At 57.9% G+C, this 22,267-nt stretch carries 19 protein-coding genes and 1 pseudogene; 15 read left to right on the plus strand and 5 right to left on the minus strand.

Going from position 1 to position 22,267, the window contains the following annotated elements:
• Nucleotides 1-196: 196 nt before the first annotated feature.
• Entirely contained in the window at nt 197-850 is a 654-nt protein-coding gene (locus BLR44_RS04090) for a hypothetical protein (protein ID WP_143017101.1), read from the minus strand.
• A 198-nt stretch (nt 851-1,048) separates the two neighbouring features.
• Here BLR44_RS04090 and BLR44_RS04095 point away from each other — a divergent pair, with 198 nt between their 5' ends.
• From BLR44_RS04095 to BLR44_RS04140, 10 genes are all read left to right on the plus strand, one after another.
• Nucleotides 1,049-1,972 carry a DUF5996 family protein gene (locus BLR44_RS04095; RefSeq protein WP_089679560.1) on the plus strand — a complete coding sequence of 308 codons (924 nt, stop codon included), beginning with the start codon at nt 1,049-1,051 and terminating at the stop codon, nt 1,970-1,972.
• Between the two features lie 27 nt (nt 1,973-1,999).
• A complete protein-coding gene (locus tag BLR44_RS04100) occupies nt 2,000-2,371 on the plus strand; it encodes a hypothetical protein (RefSeq protein ID WP_089679562.1) in 372 nt (123 codons plus the stop codon).
• Nucleotides 2,372-2,444: 73 nt separating this feature from the next.
• Nucleotides 2,445-3,494, plus strand: coding sequence for a phosphotriesterase family protein (locus tag BLR44_RS04105; protein WP_089679565.1), 1,050 nt, complete (start codon nt 2,445-2,447; stop codon nt 3,492-3,494).
• A 113-nt stretch (nt 3,495-3,607) separates the two neighbouring features.
• Nucleotides 3,608-4,702: a sialidase family protein gene (locus BLR44_RS04110; RefSeq protein ID WP_089679568.1), complete on the plus strand. Its 1,095-nt coding sequence runs from the start codon at nt 3,608-3,610 to the stop codon at nt 4,700-4,702.
• A gap of 20 nt (nt 4,703-4,722) precedes the next feature.
• The gene (locus BLR44_RS04115; RefSeq protein WP_089679571.1) at nt 4,723-5,778 is read left to right on the plus strand and encodes a glycoside hydrolase family 43 protein; all 1,056 of its coding nucleotides are present in this window, start codon (nt 4,723-4,725) and stop codon (nt 5,776-5,778) included.
• 25 nt (nt 5,779-5,803) lie between these two features.
• A complete protein-coding gene (locus BLR44_RS04120) occupies nt 5,804-7,873 on the plus strand; it encodes a CehA/McbA family metallohydrolase domain-containing protein (RefSeq protein WP_089679574.1) in 2,070 nt (689 codons plus the stop codon).
• 135 nt (nt 7,874-8,008) lie between these two features.
• Entirely contained in the window at nt 8,009-9,043 is a 1,035-nt protein-coding gene (locus BLR44_RS04125) for an aldose epimerase family protein (RefSeq protein WP_089679577.1), read from the plus strand.
• 12 nt (nt 9,044-9,055) lie between these two features.
• Nucleotides 9,056-10,234, plus strand: coding sequence for a galactokinase (gene galK, locus BLR44_RS04130; RefSeq protein ID WP_089679579.1), 1,179 nt, complete (start codon nt 9,056-9,058; stop codon nt 10,232-10,234).
• Between the two features lie 150 nt (nt 10,235-10,384).
• A complete protein-coding gene (locus BLR44_RS04135) occupies nt 10,385-10,687 on the plus strand; it encodes a hypothetical protein (RefSeq protein WP_089679581.1) in 303 nt (100 codons plus the stop codon).
• Between the two features lie 259 nt (nt 10,688-10,946).
• The gene (locus BLR44_RS04140; RefSeq protein WP_089680716.1) at nt 10,947-11,519 is read left to right on the plus strand and encodes a pentapeptide repeat-containing protein; all 573 of its coding nucleotides are present in this window, start codon (nt 10,947-10,949) and stop codon (nt 11,517-11,519) included.
• An 8-nt stretch (nt 11,520-11,527) separates the two neighbouring features.
• Here BLR44_RS04140 and BLR44_RS29110 read toward each other — a convergent pair whose 3' ends face one another.
• The 4 genes and pseudogenes from BLR44_RS29110 to BLR44_RS04155 all read right to left on the minus strand — a co-directional run bounded on the left by BLR44_RS29110 (nt 11,528) and on the right by BLR44_RS04155 (nt 16,030).
• Nucleotides 11,528-11,776 (minus strand): Beta-galactosidase C-terminal domain, encoded by a 249-nt coding sequence (locus BLR44_RS29110; RefSeq protein WP_245705997.1) that lies wholly within the window; start codon nt 11,774-11,776, stop codon nt 11,528-11,530.
• A pseudogene (locus BLR44_RS29115) lies at nt 11,759-13,612 on the minus strand (beta-galactosidase); the annotation flags it as partial. The gene BLR44_RS29110 and the pseudogene BLR44_RS29115, both read right to left, overlap by 18 nt.
• Nucleotides 13,613-14,051: 439 nt before the next feature.
• Nucleotides 14,052-14,462, minus strand: a complete 411-nt coding sequence (locus tag BLR44_RS04150) for a hypothetical protein (RefSeq protein ID WP_089679583.1) — start codon at nt 14,460-14,462, stop codon at nt 14,052-14,054.
• A gap of 86 nt (nt 14,463-14,548) precedes the next feature.
• Entirely contained in the window at nt 14,549-16,030 is a 1,482-nt protein-coding gene (locus BLR44_RS04155; RefSeq protein WP_089679585.1) for a sodium:solute symporter, read from the minus strand.
• Between the two features lie 78 nt (nt 16,031-16,108).
• Here BLR44_RS04155 and BLR44_RS04160 point away from each other — a divergent pair, with 78 nt between their 5' ends.
• The 5 genes from BLR44_RS04160 (at nt 16,109) to BLR44_RS04180 (ending at nt 22,195) form a co-directional block, all read left to right on the plus strand.
• Entirely contained in the window at nt 16,109-16,396 is a 288-nt protein-coding gene (locus tag BLR44_RS04160) for an ATP-dependent Clp protease adaptor ClpS (protein ID WP_089679587.1), read from the plus strand.
• A gap of 152 nt (nt 16,397-16,548) precedes the next feature.
• Nucleotides 16,549-17,166, plus strand: coding sequence for a recombination mediator RecR (gene recR, locus BLR44_RS04165; RefSeq protein ID WP_089679589.1), 618 nt, complete (start codon nt 16,549-16,551; stop codon nt 17,164-17,166).
• 140 nt (nt 17,167-17,306) lie between these two features.
• On the plus strand, nt 17,307-19,370 hold the full coding sequence (locus BLR44_RS04170; RefSeq protein ID WP_089680718.1) for a glycosyltransferase family 2 protein: 2,064 nt from the start codon (nt 17,307-17,309) through the stop codon (nt 19,368-19,370).
• A gap of 255 nt (nt 19,371-19,625) precedes the next feature.
• Nucleotides 19,626-21,725 (plus strand): alkaline phosphatase D family protein, encoded by a 2,100-nt coding sequence (locus BLR44_RS04175; protein ID WP_089679591.1) that lies wholly within the window; start codon nt 19,626-19,628, stop codon nt 21,723-21,725.
• A gap of 143 nt (nt 21,726-21,868) precedes the next feature.
• Nucleotides 21,869-22,195, plus strand: coding sequence for a hypothetical protein (locus BLR44_RS04180; protein ID WP_089679593.1), 327 nt, complete (start codon nt 21,869-21,871; stop codon nt 22,193-22,195).
• Nucleotides 22,196-22,267: the final 72 nt, after the last annotated feature.

A 22,267-nucleotide genomic window follows, 5' to 3' on the forward strand; every position in this document is an offset into this window, starting at 1 on the left:
AGAGCAAAGTTGGGAGAGTCTACCCACTGAAAAGTGTTTGAAAGTCGGGTCGTTGTGTTCAAAAACGAAGCGCGGGACGGTATTGCCTTGTTCCCAGCGGGGAGTGACTCCACCAGGATGAAAAGTGAAGTGATGGGCGTTAGCCGCCGTTTTCAGTGTCAGACTTGGCTTCGGCGGTGGTTGATGCTTGCCATAGTTAGCGTGTGTCTTTCTCTGGCTCTTCGTTCAAAAAGTCTTCAACCAGCTTTCTTTGTTCAGGGGTTAGCAGAGCATAATCGATTCCTTTGAATTCGTCGATCACCAACCGGTGAAAGTACCGGTTATGCAATTCGGCTAATCGATTGGTTGAGAGGGGTTGGAGTTCTATCTTCAATTCCTCTCGGATGATGGTTAAAAATCGTTGTTCCTCTTGATCGAGTTCAGGATCAGGTTTTGAAAAATAGGCAATTGCCTCCTCCTCGTCGTAAACCAATTCTTCCAGAGCAGACCACCCCACGTGGTAGCCCAGTGATAAGAATTCTGCAAAGGTTTCCGCCACTATCACATTGTTTTTTGGGGCCATAGGTACTGTCATCACGACGGGACCGTCGCTGACTTCTGCATTGTCCTCGGTCATCAATCCGAAGTGGACGCCATCACCACCGGTGGTAGCGAACGTGATCGAGTTCCTGGGCGTGCAGAAGTAGTTTAGGTTTTGTAAAGGCCTGACGGGAATCAGGCCGCAATAGTCCACATGGTTGTACCACTTTGTGCCGTACCTTTCTTTGATTAAGTCGTCAACCCTCCAAAAGTCTTCAATTCTAGTCATCTCGGTTCCTATTTGTTGTGCTTCACTTTCGGCTTTTTTCAATGGACATGAGCGCTTCGCGTGATAAAGGTAATCAGTACATCTGCTGGTACTTTCAGTTCGGTTGACAAATTCTCACTGTGCTCTCGTTAGACTTCGCCTTCTTCCTGCGGTCACTCTGCGAGCGGCGTCCCGATCTATACAGAAGCGAAAGAATTTGCCTACTTTTTCCGTTCGATCTTCTTATCTCCTCTATTAACTATGACTTTTTCTTCTCACCCCTGGCCGGAGCTTCACTACGAACGTCTGCAGGAAACCCTGGCCGCCGTGCAACTCTGGACGCAAATCGTCGGAAAAATCCGCCTCGTGCAGATGCCCTGGATCAACCATTCGTGGCACGTGACGCTCTACGTCTCGCCCCGCGGCCTGACCACCGGCAGCATCCCGTACGCCGACGGGCTGTTCGAACTGGAATTCGACTTTATCGACCATCGCCTGGCGATCCGTACCAGCCAGGGCGCCTCCGAGGCGATGGATTTGCGGCCCTGTACCGTCGCCAGCTTCTACGCGGAGCTGTGCGAACGCATGGCGCGCCTGCACCTCCCGGTCGACATTTATGCCTGTCCGAACGAAGTGGACCCCGCCGTTCCGTTTGCGCAGGACGACCAGCCGCGTCCCTACGCGCCGGAGCAGATGCAGGCATTCTGGCAGGCGCTGGTCCGCATGCAGCCGGTGTTCACGCGTTTTCGGGCGCGGTTCGCGGGGAAGTGCAGTCCGGTTCATTTCTTCTGGGGTGGGTTCGACCTGGCCGTCACCCGCTTTTCCGGTCGCGAAGCGCCGAAACATCCAGGTGGCGCGCCCAACATGCCACTCGACGTGATGCAGGAGGCCTACTCGCACGAGGTGTCGAGCGCAGGCTTCTGGGCCGGGAGCCCCGCGTTTCCGCAGCCCGCGTTTTACTCGTACTGTTACCCGACCCCGCCGACGTTCGGCGAACAACCGGTCGCTCCTGAAGCCGCTTTTTTTAGTCAGGAGATGGGCGAGTTTCTTTTGCCCTACGACGCCGTTCGGTTGGCCGACGATCCGGAAGAGGCGTTGCTCCAATTCCTGCAATCCACCTACGAAGCGGCCGCCCGCACCGGGAACTGGGACCGCGCCGCTCTGGAGTTCTCGTTTGAACAATAAGTAAAGAGCAAATTAGAGAGGCAGAAGATGAAACTGGAAGAAATGATAGCGCTCATTCGAGAGCAATCGGAAATGTTTGAGCTTGAAGAGCGGGCGATAAAGAGTTGTCAACAAATCATCAAGCAGTTGGCTAACGAAAAAGATGATTTTGGCGGCTATAAATCGCATGAATTAATCCTGAAGAAGGATATGCAATACTTAATTTTCGAGTGGTACCTAACGGAGCAGCCCATTATTCGGACGGTGATTATGATGTATGTTACTGATCCTGATGGTATATGGCTCCGTGGTCTTCAACGCATTGGGTATTATCACTACGAGTGTGACCTGAACGGTGAGGTGTACAATGATAGCTTCGTTATTGAAAAATCTATTTGGGGGGAAAGTAGTGAAGAGTAGCATTAACTAAAACGTATCGATTTTAAGTTGAATTTATTTTGTGACAAGTAAGTCCCACGCTTTTGGTCTGCTCATGAATTCTCGATCTGAGCGGTTTACCCGCCGCGATTTTTTACGCACTTCCTCGCTGACCCTGCTGGGTGTGGCCTGTGCCCCCGTACTGTGGGCGACAGTGCCGGAAGCGGCGCAGGTGATGACCGTGACCGGACCGATCCCTCCGAAAGAACTGGGCACCACGCTGATTCACGAGCACGTACTGGTGGATTTCATCGGGGCGACGCAAACCGGCTACGAGCGGTGGGACCGGGCCGCCGTGGTGACGAAGGTGCTGCCGTACCTGGAGGAACTGAAAGCGCGGGGATGCCGAACCCTACTCGAATGTACCCCCGCCTACTTGGGGCGTGATCCGCGGTTGCTGCGGGAATTGGCCGAGCGGAGCGGCCTCCACCTCCTGACCAACACGGGCTACTACGGCGCCTCCGACAATAAGTACCTGCCGCCTCACGCCTTTACCGAGTCGGCCGACCAACTGGCAGCACGCTGGATTGGCGAGTGGGAGCGGGGCATCGAGGCGACGGGCATCCGACCGGGTTTCCTGAAGACGAGCGTCTCGCCGGGGCCGCTGTCGCCTCTGCACGAGAAGCTGATCCGGGCGGCGGCGCGCACGCACCGGCAGACGGGTCTGACCATTGTTTCGCATACCGGACCGGGTGAACCGGCCTTTCAGCAACTGACGATTTTGCGGGAAGAGGGCGTGGACCCAAGTGCCTTTGTCTGGACCCACGCGCAGAACGAACCCGACGGTGCGCAACACGTCGCGGCGGCCCGGCAGGGTGCGTGGGTAAGCCTGGATGGCGTGGCCGACGACAACGTGGCGGACTACGTCGCGCGACTGGCGGTGCTGAAAAAAGCGGGGGTACTGCATCGCGTGTTGTTGTCGCACGACGCCGGATGGTACCGGCCTGGCGAACCCGACGGCGGCGAATTTCGGCCTTATACCGCCATTTTTGACAGACTGTTGCCGTTGCTGACCCAACAGGGCTTCCGTTCGGCCGACCGTCGGCAGTTGCTGGAACGCAATCCCGCCGAAGCCTACGCCGTGCAGAAGCGCCTGCTGCGGTGAACCGCTTTTTTCCGAAAATCTTTTCGGGGCGTGTCACAAATCCCCACCGGCTGTGTGTAGAAGGGTAGAGGGCGCCGCGGTGGGCGTCCCGTCATCCACCACGTTTCCCCGGCATGCGAATCGGCATTCTGTTTTTCTGGCTGTGCGGCGTCTGGCTTGCCCGGGCGCAGGAGACGCCCTTGCGGTCGGACGATTCCTTCTATCCGCGCCTGATTCGCCTCCACGCCAACGGCGCTGCCAACGGCCGCCTGATCGCCAGCTTCGACGGCATCGGCGTGGGTCACTTTTTCGAGAGCCGGGACGACGGTCTCACCTGGCAGCCCCTGGCCTCCGTGCCCGAGGCGCAGTACCGACACACCTGTTGCAGCGAACTGTACGAAGTGCCCTACACGCTGGGCAATACCACCGCTGGTACCCTGTTCTGGACCGTATCCGCCCACAACGGAAAAGCCCCCGCCGCGCGGGCACTCAAGATCTACCGAAGTACCGACCAGGGTCGCACCTGGCAGGCGTTTGCCTCGCCCGTCACCGGCACGACTGGTCTGTGGGAAGCCGAATTTGCCATCGACGCAAAAGGCCGCCTGGTGATGTATTACGCCTCGGAAGAGCATAAAGCGGAGGGCTTCAATCAACTGCTGGCGCACAAAGTCTCGACCGACGGCGGGGCCACCTGGGGCGAAGAAACGATCGACGTGGCGATCGGGGGCGGGGTGCAGCGGCCGGGGATGCCCACCGTGACGCGCCTGCCCAATGATACTTACGCGATGGTCTACGAAATCTGCGGCTCTTCGCATTGCGATGCATTCATCCGCTTTTCATCCGACGGCACTGCCTGGGGTGAGCCGAGCGATCCCGGCACGCGCATCGAGTCGGGCGAAGGACGTTACTTTGCTCACGCGCCGACTGTCACGTGGATGCCCGACGGTTCTCCGAACGGATTGCTGGTGGTGGTGGGGCAGGTGCTGCGCGAAGTAGCGACCGGACAAGACGCCTCCGACAACGGGACAGCATTTTTTGTGAACGGGACCAACGGCCGCGGCCCCTGGGAGGAGCGGCCCACGCCGATGCAAACGCCGAACGACGGCACGCATCCCTGCACGAATTACAGCACCCAACTCCTGCTGCGCGCCAACGGCACGGAGTTGATTCAACTGGCCAACAAGAACTGCCGCGTCTACGCGCAGATCGGCCCGCTGCACGTTCCATAACCTAATCGACGCCTCTTTTTATGCTTCCTTACCTGGCTTCTCTGATCAGACACTCTAAGTTTCCGTACCGCCCGTGGCGATTCATCCTCCTGCCGTTACTGCAGACGCTGTTCCTGTGCGGCTCGGGGTTTGCGCAGACAACGTTCACCAATCCGCTGCTGGACAACGGAGCCGATCCGTGGGTGTTCCTGAAAGACGGAACCTATTACTACACGCAAACCCTCGGCAATCGCCTGGCGATCTGGAAAACGAAGGACCTGACGCAACTGGCGCAGGCCACGCCGGTGACGGTCTGGAAACCGCCGCAGTCTGGCCCCAACTCGGAAGCGATCTGGGCTCCGGAACTACACTTCCTGTACGGGAAATGGTACCTCTACTACACCGCAACCGACGCAGCGAATCCGGGCGATGCCACGCGCTACGTCTTCGTGCTGGAAAATGCGTCGGCCGATCCGCAGACCGGCACCTGGGTGGACCGGGGCCGGGTGAACACGACGTACGCCGGTCTCGACGGTTCGGTCTTCACCTGGAAGGGGCAACTCTATTTTCTGTATTCCGCCTACGTCGGTCCGCAGAGCCGGTTGTATCTCGCGCGCATGGAAAACCCGTGGACCCTGACCGGCCCTCAGGTCGAACTGGCCCAACCGCTGTACGAATGGGAAAAATTCGGGGAGCGTGAAATCCTGGAAGGGCCGGAGTTCCTGGTCGGACGCAACGGCAAGGTGTGCATCGTCTATTCCGCGAGCGCTTGTTGGGACGATAACTACGCGCTGGGGTTGCTGACCGCCTCGGGCGACAGCGACCTGATGGACCCCGCCGCCTGGACCCGTTCGGTGCGGCCGGTGTTCGGCACGTCCGCAAAAAACAACGTTTACGGCCCGGGCCACAACTGCTTCACGACTTCGCCGGATGGCACGGAAGACTGGATTGTCTACCACGCCAAAGCCACTGCCAACGGCGAATGCCGGGAGCGGAACGTGCGGATGCAGCCGTTTGGGTGGCACGCGGACGGCACGCCCCATTTCGACGAGCCCGTGGATACCGACCACCCACTTCCCAAACCCTCCAACCGGTAACGAATCCTACTCCCATCCACCTCTCATGAAATTTATCGCTTTTCTCAGTACCGCACTTTGCTTCCTTCACCTGACCGCCCGCGCCCAACTCCCCGTCGATTTATCCGGCATAGATCGCAAAAGCGGCGTACAGGCCCAGACGCAGGGCGAACAACTCACGCTCCGCTGGCCGGCGGGAGCAAGCCAACAAGGCGAACTGGTCGTGAACCTGGCGAAAGGGGAGCCACTACTGGAACGCCTGTCGCTCGGCAACAAGGCCATCGCCACGGCGCTCGATCCCGTTTTTCTGCTGACGGTCGGGCAACGCGACCTCACCAAGCGGGGCGGGTGGGACATCTTTTTTGACGAAACGGCTTACCGCCCGTCGCAGACGTATCCGGTGACGCTCGACAAGCAGGGCGTGGAGGTCACGACCGACGGCACACGGACGAAGGTGCAGGTGGCGGGGGCCAGCGCCGGGCCGTTTTCGGGCGCGTACGAAATCACCCTCTACAACGGCAGTCCGTTGCTGAACCTGGCGGCGGTGCTCTCGACCCCACAGGATTCGCTGGCGATTCTCTACGACGCCGGACTGGTGGGCACGGCGCAACCGTGGGAAAAAATCGCCTGGGCCGATCCCGACGACCTGATCCGTTCCCACCGGGTGGCCGCCGGAGAGGCTGCACAGGAAAAGGCGGTGAAGTACCGGACCATCATCGGGCAGAGTGCGTCGGGCAGCGTGGCCGTGTTTCCGCCGCCGCACCAGTATTTCTACCCCCTCGACAACTGTTACAACCTAAAACACACCTGGTTCGGCACCGACTACCGGGAGATGACGCCGGGCTACGGCCTCGGCATCCGCCACGACCCGCTGGGCGACCGCCGCTGGGTGCCCTGGTTCAACGCGCCGCCCGGCACGGCACAACGGCTCAATTTCTTCTGCCTGCTGAGTACGGAAAAAGACGGCAAAGCGCTGGACGCGGTGAAGGCCTTCACGCACGACGATACCTACCGACCGCTGCCCGGCTATTACACCATGTCGAGCCACTTTCATCAGGAACATAGCGACGACGTGCTGACCCACAAACCGCTGCCCGACATGCCCGGCTTTGTAGAGACCTTCCGCCGGACGGGCGTCAACATCGTCCACCTCGGGGAGTTTCACGGGCCGGGCAGTCCGCGGGGGCCGGAAGCCAAACGGTGGCCCGAACTGCAAACCGAGTTTGCCGAGTGCGCCCGCCTGTCGGACGGGAATTTTCTGCTGCTGCCCGGCGAAGAGCCCAACAACTTTTTTGGAGGGCACTGGATGAACCTCTTTCCCAAACCCGTCTACTGGTTGATGGACCGTGCCGAAGGCCAGCCGTTCGTGGAAGAGCTGCCGCCCTACGGGAAGGTCTACCGGATTAAAACCGCCGAGGAGATGCTGCGTCTGCTGGAAGCGGAACGCGGACTGGCCTGGACGGCGCACGCCCGTATCAAAGGTTCCACCGGCTTTCCCGACGGCTACAAAGACAAGCCGTTCTACGCGTCGGACCGTTTTCTGGGCGCGGCCTGGAAAGCAATGCCTGCCGACCTGTCACAGCCGCGGCTGGGGCGACGGGTACTGGACCTGATGGACGACATGGCGAACTGGGGCCTGCACAAATACGTCATTGCCGAGGCCGACCTGTTTCGCATCGAACCCAGCTACGAACTCTACGGCCACCTGAACGTCAACTACCTGCAACTCGACCAGTTACCGGCCTTCGAAGAAGGATGGCAGCCGGTGCTGGACGCGATGGAGCGGGGGAAATTCTTCGTCTCGACCGGCGAAGTGCTCCTGCCCACCTTCACCGTGAACGGCGTGGGCGCGGGCGAAACCGCGTCGCTGGACGCACGGGGCCGGGCGACGCTGACGCTGGAGGTCGACTGGACCTATCCGTTGCAGTTCCTGGAAATTATTTCCGGCGATGGCGAAAACGTCTACCGCGAAACCATCTCGCTGACCGATACTGAAGCCTTCGGGCACCGACGGTTTCAGTTCACGCCGAACCTGAAAAACCGGACGTGGGTGCGCGTCGAGGTATGGGATGCCGCCGTAAACGGAGCGTTCACCCAGCCGGTCTGGCTCAAGTAAGGGCGAAACCCTCCCGAATGTGGCCGCAAGCTGTGCTACTTCCGCGACTTTCGTTATTGTTGAGCTTGGTTTCATGTGCTACTTTCAAACCCACCGGAGGGCGCCCCGCACGGCAATCGGCCCTCGGTCCGATCTATGACTAAAACTTTTTTCGGCACGCTGCCCGGCGGCATGCCCATCGATCTGTACACCCTCACCAACGCTAACGGCGTGCGGGTGAGCATCACCAACTACGGCGGCATCGTGACGTCCCTTCTGACGCCGGACCGCGACGGCCGTCTGGGCGATGTGGTCCTGGGTTTCGACCGGCTGGACGGCTACCTGCAAGACAACGTGCCCTACTTCGGGGCGATCATCGGCCGGTACGGCAACCGCATCGCCCGCGGCACCTTCACCCTGAACGGACAGACCTACACGCTGGCGGTCAACAACGGTCCGAACCACCTGCACGGCGGCACTCAAGGCTTCGACAAAGTTGTGTGGCAGGCTGAAGAAGTGGCCGACCAGGTGCTGAAGCTCACGTACACCAGTCCCGATGGGGAAGAGGGGTATCCCGGCACGTTGCAGGTAACGGTGGTCTACACGCTGACGCCCGACAATGCCCTGAAGATGGAATACTGGGCACAGACCGACAAGGCTACGCCCGTCAACCTCACGAACCACAGTTATTTTAACCTGACGGCCGGAAAGGCGCCGGATGTGTTGAACCATACGCTCCTGATCGACGCCGATCGCTTCGTGGCGGTCGACGCCACGCAAATCCCGACCGGTGCGCTGCCTTCTGTTGCCGGGACACCGATGGACTTCCGGAGTCCGCATCCGATCGGAGTGCGCATCGGGCAGGTGGAAGGCGGCTACGACCACACGTACGTGCTGAACCACGCCGTGAGACAGCTGCGTCGCATGGCCCGCGCGATTGATCCGCAAAGCGGGCGGGTATTGGAGGTGTCGACCGATCAGCCCGGCGTGCAGTTTTATTCCGGCAACTTTCTGGACGGTTCGTTTACCGGAAAAGACGGCAGGCCCTACAGGAAACACGCGGGCTTTTGCCTGGAAACCCAGCACTTTCCGGACTCACCGAACCAACCCAACTTTCCATCGACTATCTTGCAGCCCGGTGACACCTACCACACGGTGACGCTTTATCAATTTTCGGTTGAATCACGTTAAATTCCCCGTTTCATGAACGATACCGCGCAACGCGTCTACGACCATTTTCAGAACACCTTCGCTACCGAACCGCACCTCTACTTTTCGCCCGGCCGCGTCAATCTGATCGGCGAGCACACCGATTACAACGACGGCTTTGTGCTGCCCGCGGCCATCGACAAAGGCATTTACCTCGCCATTCTGCCCACTGCGGGTGAGCCGGGACGGTGGATCTCCCTCGATTTCAACGAGGAGGTGACGCCCGACCTGACCCGCATTGCGCCCCTGCCGCAAGAGTGGGCCAATTACGTGTTGGGCGTGATCGACCAGTTTCAGAAGGGTGGTCACACCATCGCGCCGTTCCATTGCGTCATCGGTGGGAACCTGCCGGTCGGGGCGGGGCTGTCTTCGTCGGCGGCGCTCGAAAGTGTGGTGGCCTATGCGCTGACGGACCTGAACGAGTTGGATTACGACCGCCCGGCGCTGGCGCTGCTGGCGCAACGTTCCGAAAATCAGTTCATCGGGGTGCAGTGCGGCATCATGGACATGTTCGCCAGCCTGATGGGCCGCGAAAATCAGGTGATCCGCCTCGACTGCCGTTCGCTCGACTACCAGTACTTCCCGCTCCACACCGAAGGGTTGCGCATTGTGCTGTTCGATACGGGCGTGAAACACTCGCTGGCCGGGACGGAATACAACCTCCGGCGGCAGGAGTGCGAAGCGGGCGTGGCGCACCTGCAACAGTACGATCCTTCCATCAAAAGCCTGCGCGACGTGTCGCTGTCGTTGCTGGAGGCGCACCGGGGCGAGCTCGATCCGGTCGTCTACAAGCGGTGCAAGTACGTGGTGGAGGAAATTGCCCGCACGTTGGCCGCTACCGACGACCTGCAGCGGGGCGATCTGGCCTCGTTCGGCACCCGCATGTTCGAGACCCACGCCGGCCTGCAATACGATTACGAGGTGAGCTGCCCGGAACTGGACCTGCTCGTGGAACTGGTCAAGCAAGACGCAGCGGTGATCGGCGCACGGATGATGGGCGGCGGCTTCGGCGGCTGCACGATCAATCTGGTGCGCGAGGAAGCCGTCGAGGCGTTGTTTGCGCGGTTGGCAACAGTCTACGAGGAAAAAATGGGTCGCAAGCTGGCAATGTACAACGTTACCACTGCCGACGGCTCCAACCTCCAGGAAGTCAGTGCGCCCTCGGTGAAGTAACGGGAAACGGCAGGCGTACGGAACCGACGGATCTAACGGCCGATGCCCAGAGGAAAATGCGTTCGTTCGTAGAAGCACACTCTGGTTTCGCACTCGCTTCAGGTAGTAGAGATCAGAACTCAGGGGTAAAGACGACAACGACTGAACGAAATGGGTGGAATTGCCGGGGCAACAATGCGGTTTGAGAAAGACAGGTTGCCTGAATTGGTTGCTATTCAGAAGAAGTTTTTTGAAAAAACGGGCCTTCTCCTTTCTGCAACGAACGAGCCACCGACGGAAGAGACGATTAAAAATCACGAGGCTTTTATTGCCTCGATGAAAGAGCTTAGGTCTGAATACCACAGGACTCTTTACGAGTGCCGAGGGACGTTTACTTCCAGGGAGCTGGGCGAGATCGCGTATTGGGTGTATCAGGACAAAATCGAAATTCATTTCGAATTCGATCTCACGTAATTTTTCCAATGCGCTCTTGTGGGTACTGAGCGAATTAGGTGGGCAGTCCGCTTATGCAGTGCCTGCCAGATTCAAAAAGACATGGTCGGAGTGGAAGCGCTTTGAATCGAAGCCTCGGCTTGTGAAGTATTTTTTGCTACTGAAGGAACGGTATAAGCCTACGGAAAAAGGATAAACTGATTAATCGGCCGCAAAACTGAAGAGCCAACCACGAAACAATCTTGCTTTTTGGCCAGACTTGACGCCGGAAACCCAATACATGGAGACGACTTATCACGACAACCAGACCTTCGACAAATTCAGTTTGGCAGGCAACGACCTGCGGCACCACGAATTCGAGCAGTGTAGGTTTCAATCGTGCGAATGGGCGGAGGGAAACCTGTCGGGGTGCCGCTTCCTCGAATGCGAATTTGTCGGATGCAACCTGGCGATGGCGAAACTGACGCAGGCGACCTTGCAGGACGTTACGTTCCGCGATTGCAAACTGACCGGCGTGGATTTTAGCCAGTGTGCCGACCTGTTGTTCGAAGTGCGGTTTGAGAACTGCCAGCTGGATTATGCCTCGTTCGAAGGGAAGAAGATGGCGAAGACGCCTTTTCTCAATACGTCACTCAAAAACGTAGCATTTGCGAAGACGACGCTGGACAAAGCCCGGTTTGAGAATTCCGACCTGGCCGGTGCGGTTTTTGAGCGAACGTCCCTCAAAGGGGCGGACTTTCTGACGGCATTCAATTACCGGATCGACCCGGAAGAAAACGATTTGCGGAAAGCCCGCTTCTCGCAGCACGGCGTGGCGGGACTCCTCGCCAAGTACGACCTCCGAATTGAGTAACGCGTCGGTTACTTTTCCTCTACGATCTTGACGCCCCACGCGGGTAGTGTTAGCGTTGCGTTTTTGGCAATGCGCTGATCGGCCAGCAACTCCGTGCCGGTGCCGTGCGGGTAGCGAAGCGTTTGTTCCTCAGCGGAATAGTTGAAGTAATAATGGATGCGCTTACCCTGTGCATTGACGCCCGAGCGGGTAATCAGCGGGAACCGAAGCGCCTGGTCGGTGCCCCACAGCCCGGCGTTTTTCACCGCCTCTTCCATGATTTTCTGCAGGAGTGTCTGGCCCGGCATAAAGCCCACATAGGTCGCCGTGCCTTTGCCGTAGGCATTGCGCGTGACGGCGGCGTATTTGCCCCAGACGGGGTGGTCGTAGTGCGCCAGCACCTGCGCGGTGGTGGGCGTCAGCAGTTCCATCCAGTACTTGACCTCCTGGTTTTCTTTCGCGACGCCGTAGGGATCGTCTTTCAGTGTGACGCTCTCCGGGATGACGAACTGGCTGTAGCCTACGCCGCAGGCTTCGTGGATGATACCGGGTTGTTGCGAAGCCCGCACCTTGACGTGTTCGTCTGAAAAGCCGCTTTTGAATGTGTAGACGACGTGACCGCCGTTTTGCACAAACCGGTTGAGGCGCTCCAGCAGCGTATCGGGTGCGGCGTAGAGCGCCGGGACGACCAATAGCTGGTACTGCTCCAGGTGGGCACTGGTGGGGTCCACAAAGTCGACCGGAACGTTCAGGCGGTAGAGTGCGTCGTAGATCGGCCGGAGCACGTCGTTGTAGTTCTCCCGGGCGCCCCACCCGAAACTAAACGCGTTGAAGGCCGTCAGGGCCTCGTTGCTGAACAGGATGGCGACCTGATTCGACTTCTTGAGGTTGATCAGGCGTGGGCTCAACCGCCGGAACTCCCGCCCGATGGTCTTGGCTTCTTCGTACGTCGGATTGGGCTGGAAATCGTGGCTCAGCAACCCTTTCCAGTACGTCTCGGCCGAGTTGTGAATCGAGTGCCAGTGCCAGTACTCCAGCATGCTCGCGCCGGACGCGAGGTGGCTGAATGCCTGTTGCCGCAACTAACCGGGGTAAGGCACCCACTGCGGAAAGCCCTGCGCTTCGGTTTCCAGCACCAGGTACGACGCCCCGTTCTTCATGGAGCGGGTCACGTCGCCGCCGAACGCAATTTCCGCGCCCGTCAGGTGATCCTGCGTCGGGTGGTAGATGTCCACCCCGGCAATGTCGAGCGCTCGCGACGCCGCAAAGTGGTCGACGTCGGGCTGGATGCCGTACGAGTAACCGCGCCACTCAAAGTCGAAGTTGTGGGTAACGAACTGGTCCGGTTTCTTGTATTCGTCGACAATCGCCGTTTGCCACGCGAGGTAGTCGGTCACCAGCTTCCGCTGAAATCGGGAAAACTCCGAACTGAGGGAAGCGTTGATCGTGCCGACCGTCGACGGAAAATCTTCCCACGTGTTGATGCGGTTGCTCCAGTAGTCAAGTCCGTAGGCGCGATTCAGGCTGTCGAGCGACGGAAACTTCTGCTGCATGTACTGGACAAACTGCGCCTGCACTTGTGGTCCGGCGGTGCCGTAGTGCTTCGTCTCGTTATCCACCTGATAGCCGATGAGGGCCGGATGGTCTTTGACGTGTTCCAGCATCGCCCGGATCACCTGTTCGGCGTGGTGCCGGAAGTGCGGGTTGGAGATGTCCATGTTCTGACGCGGCCCGTACTGGTTTTGCCCGCGTGCCGTAACGGCCAGCACGTCGGGGTATTTCTTCACCAGCCACGTCGGGACGGCGTAGGTCGGGGTACCGACAATCACGCGAATGCCCGCCGCGTGCATGGCGTCCAGCACCCGGTCGATGTGCGTGAAGTCAAACTGCCCTTCCTGCGGCTCCACCGTGCTCCACGTCGATTCGGCAATGCGCACTACGTTGATGCCCGCCTCCTTCATCATCCGAATGTCTTGGTCCAGCCGGTCGTAGGGCATGTACTCGTCGTAGTAGGCCACGCCGAACAGAAGCGAATCGAGCTGCATCGCTGACTGTGCGATCAGCGCGGGAGTGAACAAAAAGAGGGGAAGCAAGAGAAGGGAGCGTAGACGCATGGAGGGTGGGAGGGAAGGATGTATTTATTGCGTCAATACTACACATTAAGATGGAAAGACGCTACTATTTCACTCTCTAAGTGAATATGAATCAGAGGTTGTGATCAACAATCCTTCTTTTGACTTCACCTGGTAAATCAAATACAAAGATAACCGTGTAGGCACCTGCCCCATCATCATTCAACATCGTAAGGATAACTTCACTATGATCCGTCACGAAGCCATTCGTATAGCAAAATGGGTCATTTGTTGATTCCAAACAGCGAAGATTTGGATTGTATAAATCGCTATACATCTCACGCGGTATGGAAGGTTGGAGCTGACCATTTTTGTAAAAGTGTATTGCTACAATTTCGATGCGTAGCACATTTCCAGTGGCACATTTCCATCGGTACCCCAGTACTCCCGCCCATCGATCTTTGATAAAAAAGGAAAACCATTAGTATATAGAAAAACCATCAGTATATAGAAATGTGTGGGCTAACGTGTCAAAAGGAGCCGTTTCAATACCGATGCGGATCGAATCATTGGCCAATGAAAGAGATTTTTCTGTTAGTGTTGGTGTCAGCTTGGGGTAGTTGAATCCTACGAATTCAAATAAAGTCTTCTCAATCTCATCCAGGCTGCTCTCTACCGTATCATACTCTTTAGTATCAGGGTCTAGGTAGATTGTGCTGTACAAAGGAGCGGGCTTCTGTACAGAACGGTCTTCCTCCTCAGAAAGAGCATCCAAAGCATTTAACTCAGAAACAGAGGCAGGTTGTTGAGAAGAAAGTTTTTCCTCCTCCGAGTGTTGTTGGTTGATACTACACGCACACAGAAGGAAAAATATCCAACCGTAATTTTGCATGCTCTTCGCGTTTTGGGAGACGTACCACGTTTACACCACCGTCAGGAAGGTAAACGTGGTACGTCTGTTGGTCAAGAAAGCTCCTCCTAATTGCGCAGAACGGAGACGGCGGCTTTTTCGGTGGGGGCGGGTTGCGGCAGGCCGAGGCTTAGCAGGTAGAGGCCGAAGAATGTCAGCGCGCCGTTCAGAATCAGCAGCGTGAAGCCGATGTCGTGACCGTGGCTGCTGGCCCAGAGGGAAATCAGATACGTGAGGACGGGAGCCAGGACGCACACAGCAGGTACCCACGCATCGCGGACGGGGCGGCGCAAAATCAGCCCGAAGCTGAAGAGGCCCAGGAGCGGACCGTACGTATAGCCCGCCGCCGTAAACACCGCAGAGACGACGCTGGCGTCGTTCAGCGCACGGAACAGGAGGATCACCACCAGCAATACCAGCGAAAACCCGATGTGCACCCGGCGGCGCGTCCGTTGCCGTTCTTCTTCCGGTTTCTTTTCCACATTCAGGAAATCCACGCAAAACGACGTGGTGAGGGCCGTCAGGGCCGAATCGGCACTGGAGTAGGCCGCCGCCACGATGCCCAGCACAAACAACACCCCGGCCACGAGGGTAAAGTGATTCAGCGCCAGCAGCGGATAGAGGTCGTCGGTCCGGGCGGGGATTTCAATTCCCTTCGCGTTGGCGTAGAGGTACAGAGCCGTGCCCAGGCAGAGGAACAGGAGGTTGACCGGCAACAGCGCCAGCGTAAACCAGAACATGTTTTTCTGCGAATCGCGCAACGAGCGGCACGTCAGGTTCTTCTGCATCATGTCCTGGTCGAGGCCCGTCATGGCGATGGCAATGAACGCCCCGGAAAGGAACTGTTTCCAAAAGTAGGAGCCCTCTTTCGGGTTCCAGTTGAAGATGGTAGAGTAATCACTTTCGGCCACCGTTTTCGCGAAGCCGGCCCAGCCCACCGGCAGTTCCTGCACAATGAGGTAGAGCGAAACGGCCACGGCCATCAGCATGCAGAACGTCTGCAGCGTATCGGTCCAGACCACCGTGCCCATACCGCCCCGGTACGTGTAAAGCCAGATCAGCACGATGGTGATCAGCACCGTAACGCCGAACGGCACACCCCACGCGTCGAAAATGCCAAGTTGCAGCACGTTGGCGACCAGGAACAGACGCAGCGCCGAGCCGACCGTGCGCGACAGCAGGAAGAACGCCGAACCGGTTTTATAAGACCAGAACCCGAAGCGCTGTTCGAGGTAGGTATAAATCGTGGTTAAATTCAGGCGATAATAGAGCGGCAGCAGCACCGCGCCGATCACGAAATAGCCGAGCAGATACCCGAGCACCAACTGAAAATAGGTGAACTGTGTGGTGCCTACCCAACCCGGCACCGAGATAAACGTAACCCCTGAGAGCGAGGCACCTATCATCCCGAAAGCCACCACGTACCAGGGCGCCTGGCGGTTCGCCCGGAAGAAGGTATCGGAGTTGGCCTTGCGGGAAGTGACGTGCGAAATCACCAGCAGAACGGCGAAATATCCCGCAATCAGGGATAGGATTAACAAAGAATTCATACGGGTAAATAAAGCGTATTGCGTTAAAAGTAGCTTGAAATTTCGTAAATTTGCCTTACAAACAACATGTGACTGATCATGAGACCTTTCGCAGAATTAGATCCGGAAATCCTCGAATTGACCGAAGAGGTAATCGAGGCTGAAGAGGTGAGGGACCTGGTCGTATTCAACGATGACGTCAACACTTTCGATCATGTAATCAATACCCTGGTAAAGGTATGTCGCCATACGATGGAGCAAGCCGAGCAATGCACCTGGCTGATCCATTACAAAGGTAAATGTACTGTAAAACAAGGTACCTTCGCGGAATTGATTCCGATGCGCCAGGGGATATGCGACCGCGGCATCAGTGCCGAAATCGTGTAAGGGAATCCGGAAAAAATAAGAGGCAGCGCGTGGCATCAGGCAACATTCGCTGTTTTTTTTGTGTTGTGTAGAACCGGGGTGCCCCTCGTTTTTCTGTGCAGCCACTGCGTAGCGTGTGCCTCGGTTTTGATCTATTCCGGTTTTTATCATACATGCATTTTTCTTCCAAACTGATTGAGAATGCCGTCAACGAGGTTGCCAAACTCCCCGGCATCGGACGGAAAACGGCCCTCCGCCTCGTCTTGCACCTGTTGAAGGAAGACAACGGCACCACCACCGACCTTACAGAAGCCCTCACGCGCCTACGGCAGGACATTACGTATTGCCGTCAGTGCCATAACATCTCCGATCACGAGATCTGCGCAATCTGCGCCAACCCGCGTCGCGACCAGCATACGGTCTGCGTCATTGAAGACATGCGCGACGTGATGGCGATCGAAAATACCTCGCAATATCACGGCCTCTATCATGTACTGGGGGGCGTTATCTCGCCTATGGAAGGCGTAGGACCGAACGACCTGCACGTGGCCTCGCTCGTGCGCCGCGTCACGGAACACGACGTACGGGAGGTCATTCTGGCGCTGAGCCCCACGATGGAGGGCGACACCACGGCCTATTACGTCACCAAGAAGCTGCGTGAGGCACGAACCGGCAATCCGTTGCGCATCTCGACCATTGCGCGGGGCGTGCCCATCGGTGGCAACCTGGAGTATGCCGACGAAATTACGCTGGGCCGCAGCATTTTGGCGCGTACCAACGCGAGCGAATAACGCAGAGTAGAGAGGGGGGAATTTGTGTGTGCGATGCATGGAAGTCGCTCCCCTTGCGGTCGGGAACGCACCCTCTGCAACGCCCTGACGCATCACCGATAACTTTTCTATGTTTGCGGGCAAACCGTTTCTACCGTCCCTTGAAGCTTTCCGTCGTCATCGTCAACTACAACGTCTCTTATTTTCTGGAGCAGGCGTTGCTGTCGGTGCAGAAAGCCGCACGCGGGCTGGAAGTAGAGGTGTGGGTTGTCGATAACAACTCGGTCGATGGCTCCGTCGAGATGGTGCGCCGCCGCTTTCCCGAAGTGCGCCTCATCGCCAATCAGGAAAACGTCGGTTTTTCGCGGGCCAACAACCAGGCCATTCGCCAGTCGACCGGCGAGTACGTACTGCTGCTCAATCCCGATACGGTACTGGAAGAAGACACGCTGGCAAAGTGCTGCCGGTTTATGGACGAGCATCCCGACGCCGGAGGGCTGGGCATCAAAATGGTCGACGGCCAGGGAACGTTTCTGCCCGAGTCGAAACGCGGCCTCCCGACCCCCAGGGTCGCTTTCTACAAAGTGTTTGGGTTGTCGGCCCTGTTTCCCCGCTCGCGTCGGTTCGGACGCTATCACCTGGGCTTTCTGAGTGCGGACGAGACCCACGAAGTAGAGGTGCTGTCGGGCGCGTTCATGGTGTTGCGTCGCTCGGTGCTGGACCAGATTGGCCTGCTGGACGAAGACTATTTTATGTACGGCGAGGACATCGACCTGTCGTACCGGATTACGCTGGCCGGCTACAAAAACTACTACTTCCCCGAAACGCGCATCATCCACTACAAAGGCGAAAGTACCAAACGGACCAGCCTGAACTACGTCTTCGTGTTTTACCGGGCCATGATCATCTTCGCCCGGAAGCATTTTTCGGGGCGGCACGCCGGCATTTTTGCGCTGCTGATCAACTTGGCGATCTACCTACGCGCGGGCATGGCCGTGGTAGGACGGCTCGTCAAAAAGGCCATGATGCCTCTGTTCGACAGCGCCACCATTTACGTGGGCATGTATTTCTTGAAAACCTACTGGGAAGAGAATCACAAGTGGGTGCCGGGGCGTTATCCGCCTTCTTATATGGAAATTGCCGTGCCGGCCTACATCGCGATCTGGCTCCTGTCGGTCTATTTTACCGGCGGCTACGACCGACCCTACCGTACGGGCAACGTGGTGCGCGGAACGGCCATCGGAACGGTGCTGATTTCGGCCATTTCGAATTTTCTGGATGCGTTCCGTTACTCCAAAGCCCTGATTGTGCTGGGCGGGACCTGGGCCACCATCGCCCTGTTGGGAATACGACTGGCGGCGCAGTGGCTGCGGTACCGGACGTGGACCCTGGGGGAGCGCCCCGACAAGCGGACGGTGGTGGTGGGCAACCAGCAAGAAGGCCGACGCGTCTGGCAACTGTTGCGCGAAACCAACCCGAAAGCCGATATTCTGGGCTATGTCGTGCCCAAACGAGCGGCCCACCCGGAGGCCGGCGGACCCCTCCCTGAACGGACGCGCACCGCAGCGGCGCCCGCAGGAACATCGGTGGTGTCGGAAGTGCCGACCGAAGCCGCCGAGCGCGACGAAGGCTACCTCGGCGAAATCCGGCAGCTCCGCGAAATCGTCGAGATCTACAAGGTAGGCGAAGTGGTTTTCTGTTCGAAAGATGTGTCGGCCCAGCAGATCATCGCGTGGATGTCGGCCATCGGAGGGCGCGTCCTGGACTACAAGATTGTGCCCGACGACACCAATTACGTGATCGGCAGCAGTTCGCGCACCTCGCAGGGCGATCTGTATACCGTAGACGTGACGCTGGACATCATTCAGCCGAAAAACTTGCGGAACAAGCGCGTTTTCGACCTGTTGTCGAGCCTGGTCATGCTGTTCCTGCTGCCGGTGCTGGTCTGGTTCGTGAAACACCCATCGGGCTTTGTGCGGAACCTGTTCCGCGTCTTGTTCGGGCAACGCTCGTGGGTCGGTTTTTCGCGCCCCCGCTCCAGGCAGTTGCCGCACCTTCGGCAGGGAATTCTCTCGCCCCTCATGGGGCCGCTCCACCGTCACTATGATGAAGCCACGCTGCGGCGGGTCGATCAGTTGTACGCCAAAAACTACCGCGTCAGCACCGACCTGAATCTGGTGCTGAGCCATTTCCGCTGGCTGGGGAGACATGAACAGAGCGCGTAGGGCGGAGGGCAATGGAGGCGGTTTCCATAGGGAGTACTGTTGTTAGCCTGTCAAGGCTCTTGCGCGAAGCGTTACAGATCCGCCACCCGGCGGTTCAGGTTAAGCCTTAAGTTTTTCACACTTAACGCCAAAACTCCTTACCTTTTCCACCGAACCCCCGTCTGCCTTAACCATTCCTTCGCATACACATAATACTCGCGCAACCTTCCTTTGCCCGATTCCCTTCACCTTTACACTCCTACTCTCATCCGTTTTATGGCAAAAACTACCGTTTTCCTGGCCCTGAGCCTGCTGGCCGGTGCGCTCCACGCTCAGCATGCGCCGGTCATCAGTCCCACCTCCGCACAGGCCCACAGCCTTGCCCTGCACCAGCCGCATCCGAACAAACGTTCGCCGTTCGCCATGCAGGCGTTCGACGAGCAGATGAAGCCCTTTTACCACGGCGTAGCCTCCGGCGACCCGCTGCCCGACGCGGTCATCCTCTGGACACGCGTCACGCCGGAAACCGATGGCCCCGTGCAGGTGGCGTGGCAGATGGCCACCGATCCTGAACTAACGCAGGTGGTCGCTTCCGGTACGGTAGAGACCCACGCCGATCGCGACTATACCGTGAAGGTAGACGTGACTGATTTGACGCCCGGTACCACGTATTACTACCATTTTGAGGCACTGGGCGCTGTGTCGCTGACCGGCCGCACCAAAACCGCCCCGGCAGATCCCGATCACCTGCGGTTTGTCGTGGTGTCGTGCAGTAACTACCAGGCAGGCTATTTCAGTGGCTACGGGCGCATTGCCGACCGCAACGACCTGGACGCGGTAGTGCACCTCGGCGATTACATCTACGAATACCCGGACAAAACCGAGGCGCCGGGGGCAGGCTATGGCAACGATTCGGTGGCGGCTGACCGTCCGCTGGAACCCGCCTACGAAATTGTCGAGTTGATCGATTACCGGACGCGCTACTCGCTCTACCGCCTCGATCCGGACCTGATTCGCGCCCATCAGCAACACCCCTTCATCACCGTGTGGGACGATCACGAAAGCGCGAACGACTCGTGGATGGGAGGCGCCGAAAACCACAATCCTGACCACGTCTACACCGAAGGAAAAACGGAGGGTAATTGGAATGCCCGGCTGGGCAACGCACGGCAGGCCTATTTTGAGTGGCTCCCCATTCGCGACCGTGCGGATCAGAAATTGTATCGGACGCTGCACTACGGCGATCTGCTCGACCTGATCATGCTCGATACCCGCATTGAAGGGCGCGAGCAGCAGGAAACCAACGTCTTGACTCCGGCTTTGTACGACGAAAGCCGCACCTTGCTGGGCGCGTCGCAAAAAGCGTGGCTGCTGAACGAACTCGAAACTTCGGAGGCTACCTGGAAAGTCCTGGGCAGTCAGGTCATGTTTGCGCCGTTCAACGTGGCCTGGGCGGCCAGCGGAGGCGCCACGCCCGTACAAACCGAATCGATCTTTCTGGACATTTGGGACGGCTATCCGGCCGAGCGGAAGCAACTCCTGACGTACCTGGATACGAACGAGGTGGACAACGTTGTGGTGATTTCGGGCGATTTGCACGCCTCGTTTGCGTTCGATCTCGCCTACCAACCCAGCCGCCTGACCGATTCGGCCAGCGTGCTTCCGGCCAGTGAGGTGACTTACGATCCGGCCACGGGCGAAGGGTCTTTTGCGGTGGAATTCCTGACGCCCAGCATCAACTCCGCCAACTTCGACGAAAACGTGGGGAAAGGCCAATCGGACCTGCTCGAAGCTTTTATCAACCAGCAGCTGCCGCCGTTCGCGCCTATACCGGAGATGTATCAGAACATCAATCCGAACCCGCACATGAAGTGGGTGGACCTGGACCGGCACGGCTACTTCTTGCTGGACGTAACGCCCGAGGCAGCCCAGGCCAACTTCTACTACCTGGACACGATTCTGGCACCGAACAGCGGCGAACGGTTTGTGGCGGGCATGCGCACCGAAAACGGGCAGAACCACCTCACCAGCGCCCCCGAAAGCCCGGAAAAAGAAATGCAGGACACGCCCGCGCCGGGAGGTCCCGTGACGGCCCTCAACCCGCAGGAGACGTCGATGGTGTTGCTGGGCGTCTATCCGAACCCCTTACAAAAGCAGTTTGTGGTACAACTTGCCCTGAACGCCCGCCGGCACGTCGCCATCGATCTGATCGACCTGCAAGGCAGACAGGTAGCCGAAATTCACCGCGCCGAGCAAGCACCCGGCAGTTACCGGATGGTCTTCGACCTTCCCGCCTCCCTGCGGAGTGGTGTGTACCTCTGTCGCCTGCAAACCGACGGGCAGACGTTCACGCAGCGATTGGTGGTGCAACGGTAAGACGAATCAAGCAAGAAGCTAACGCGTAAAGTCAGGGTCATTATGATCCTGACTTTTTTTGCTGTGTATCACCCCTGATGTGTACTTTTTGAATAAAAAGGGACACGAGGTTTTGGAGCGATCATTGCGCTGATGTAAAACGTATGTGGGTATCAGTGACAACCTGGCTTCTGCGTCTTCAAGGCAAGACACAACTAGAAATCGACGTCTTTTTGGTGCGAACGATGGCCAAGCGTCTGTTTTCCGGAAGATTGACCGGTAAGCAAAGAAGACATTACGAAGTCCGTTTTTACAGGATGATGGATCATTTAAAGCGCACCAGAGAACCACGAGCTTTTCATCAACTAGCTGGCATTATGGAAGAGGAAATTAAGATGGGTGTGAAATTGCAAACTCGCAAAATAGAACAGCTAGTGAAAAAAATGAGCGATCTAAAGAAGCTTCGTGAAAAATACTCTTCCGGTTACTAGTTTGGTTTGCAGCGGCCTGACCTCTGTGCATCAACATGCACCAACTTGAACGCCGTTGGATTCGTCGGAGTC

It is taken from the genome of Catalinimonas alkaloidigena (assembly GCF_900100765.1).
GTDB classification, from domain to species: domain Bacteria; phylum Bacteroidota; class Bacteroidia; order Cytophagales; family Flexibacteraceae; genus Mooreia; species Mooreia alkaloidigena.

Coding starts and splice junctions, on each gene's coding strand:
- BLR44_RS04155 (WP_089679585.1), bottom strand. CDS start 16,030: ATGAATTCTTTGTTAATCCTATCCCTGATTGCGGGATATTTCGCCGTT.
- BLR44_RS04150 (WP_089679583.1), bottom strand. CDS start 14,462: ATGCAAAATTACGGTTGGATATTTTTCCTTCTGTGTGCGTGTAGTATC.
- BLR44_RS04180 (WP_089679593.1), top strand. CDS start 21,869: ATGTGGGTATCAGTGACAACCTGGCTTCTGCGTCTTCAAGGCAAGACA.
- BLR44_RS04135 (WP_089679581.1), top strand. CDS start 10,385: ATGGGTGGAATTGCCGGGGCAACAATGCGGTTTGAGAAAGACAGGTTG.
- BLR44_RS04095 (WP_089679560.1), top strand. CDS start 1,049: ATGACTTTTTCTTCTCACCCCTGGCCGGAGCTTCACTACGAACGTCTG.
- BLR44_RS04125 (WP_089679577.1), top strand. CDS start 8,009: ATGACTAAAACTTTTTTCGGCACGCTGCCCGGCGGCATGCCCATCGAT.
- BLR44_RS04140 (WP_089680716.1), top strand. CDS start 10,947: ATGGAGACGACTTATCACGACAACCAGACCTTCGACAAATTCAGTTTG.
- BLR44_RS04110 (WP_089679568.1), top strand. CDS start 3,608: ATGCGAATCGGCATTCTGTTTTTCTGGCTGTGCGGCGTCTGGCTTGCC.
- BLR44_RS04120 (WP_089679574.1), top strand. CDS start 5,804: ATGAAATTTATCGCTTTTCTCAGTACCGCACTTTGCTTCCTTCACCTG.
- BLR44_RS04100 (WP_089679562.1), top strand. CDS start 2,000: ATGAAACTGGAAGAAATGATAGCGCTCATTCGAGAGCAATCGGAAATG.
- BLR44_RS29110 (WP_245705997.1), bottom strand. CDS start 11,776: ATGGAAGAGGCGGTGAAAAACGCCGGGCTGTGGGGCACCGACCAGGCG.
- recR (WP_089679589.1), top strand. CDS start 16,549: ATGCATTTTTCTTCCAAACTGATTGAGAATGCCGTCAACGAGGTTGCC.
- BLR44_RS04105 (WP_089679565.1), top strand. CDS start 2,445: ATGAATTCTCGATCTGAGCGGTTTACCCGCCGCGATTTTTTACGCACT.
- BLR44_RS04115 (WP_089679571.1), top strand. CDS start 4,723: ATGCTTCCTTACCTGGCTTCTCTGATCAGACACTCTAAGTTTCCGTAC.
- BLR44_RS04160 (WP_089679587.1), top strand. CDS start 16,109: ATGAGACCTTTCGCAGAATTAGATCCGGAAATCCTCGAATTGACCGAA.
- BLR44_RS04175 (WP_089679591.1), top strand. CDS start 19,626: ATGGCAAAAACTACCGTTTTCCTGGCCCTGAGCCTGCTGGCCGGTGCG.
- galK (WP_089679579.1), top strand. CDS start 9,056: ATGAACGATACCGCGCAACGCGTCTACGACCATTTTCAGAACACCTTC.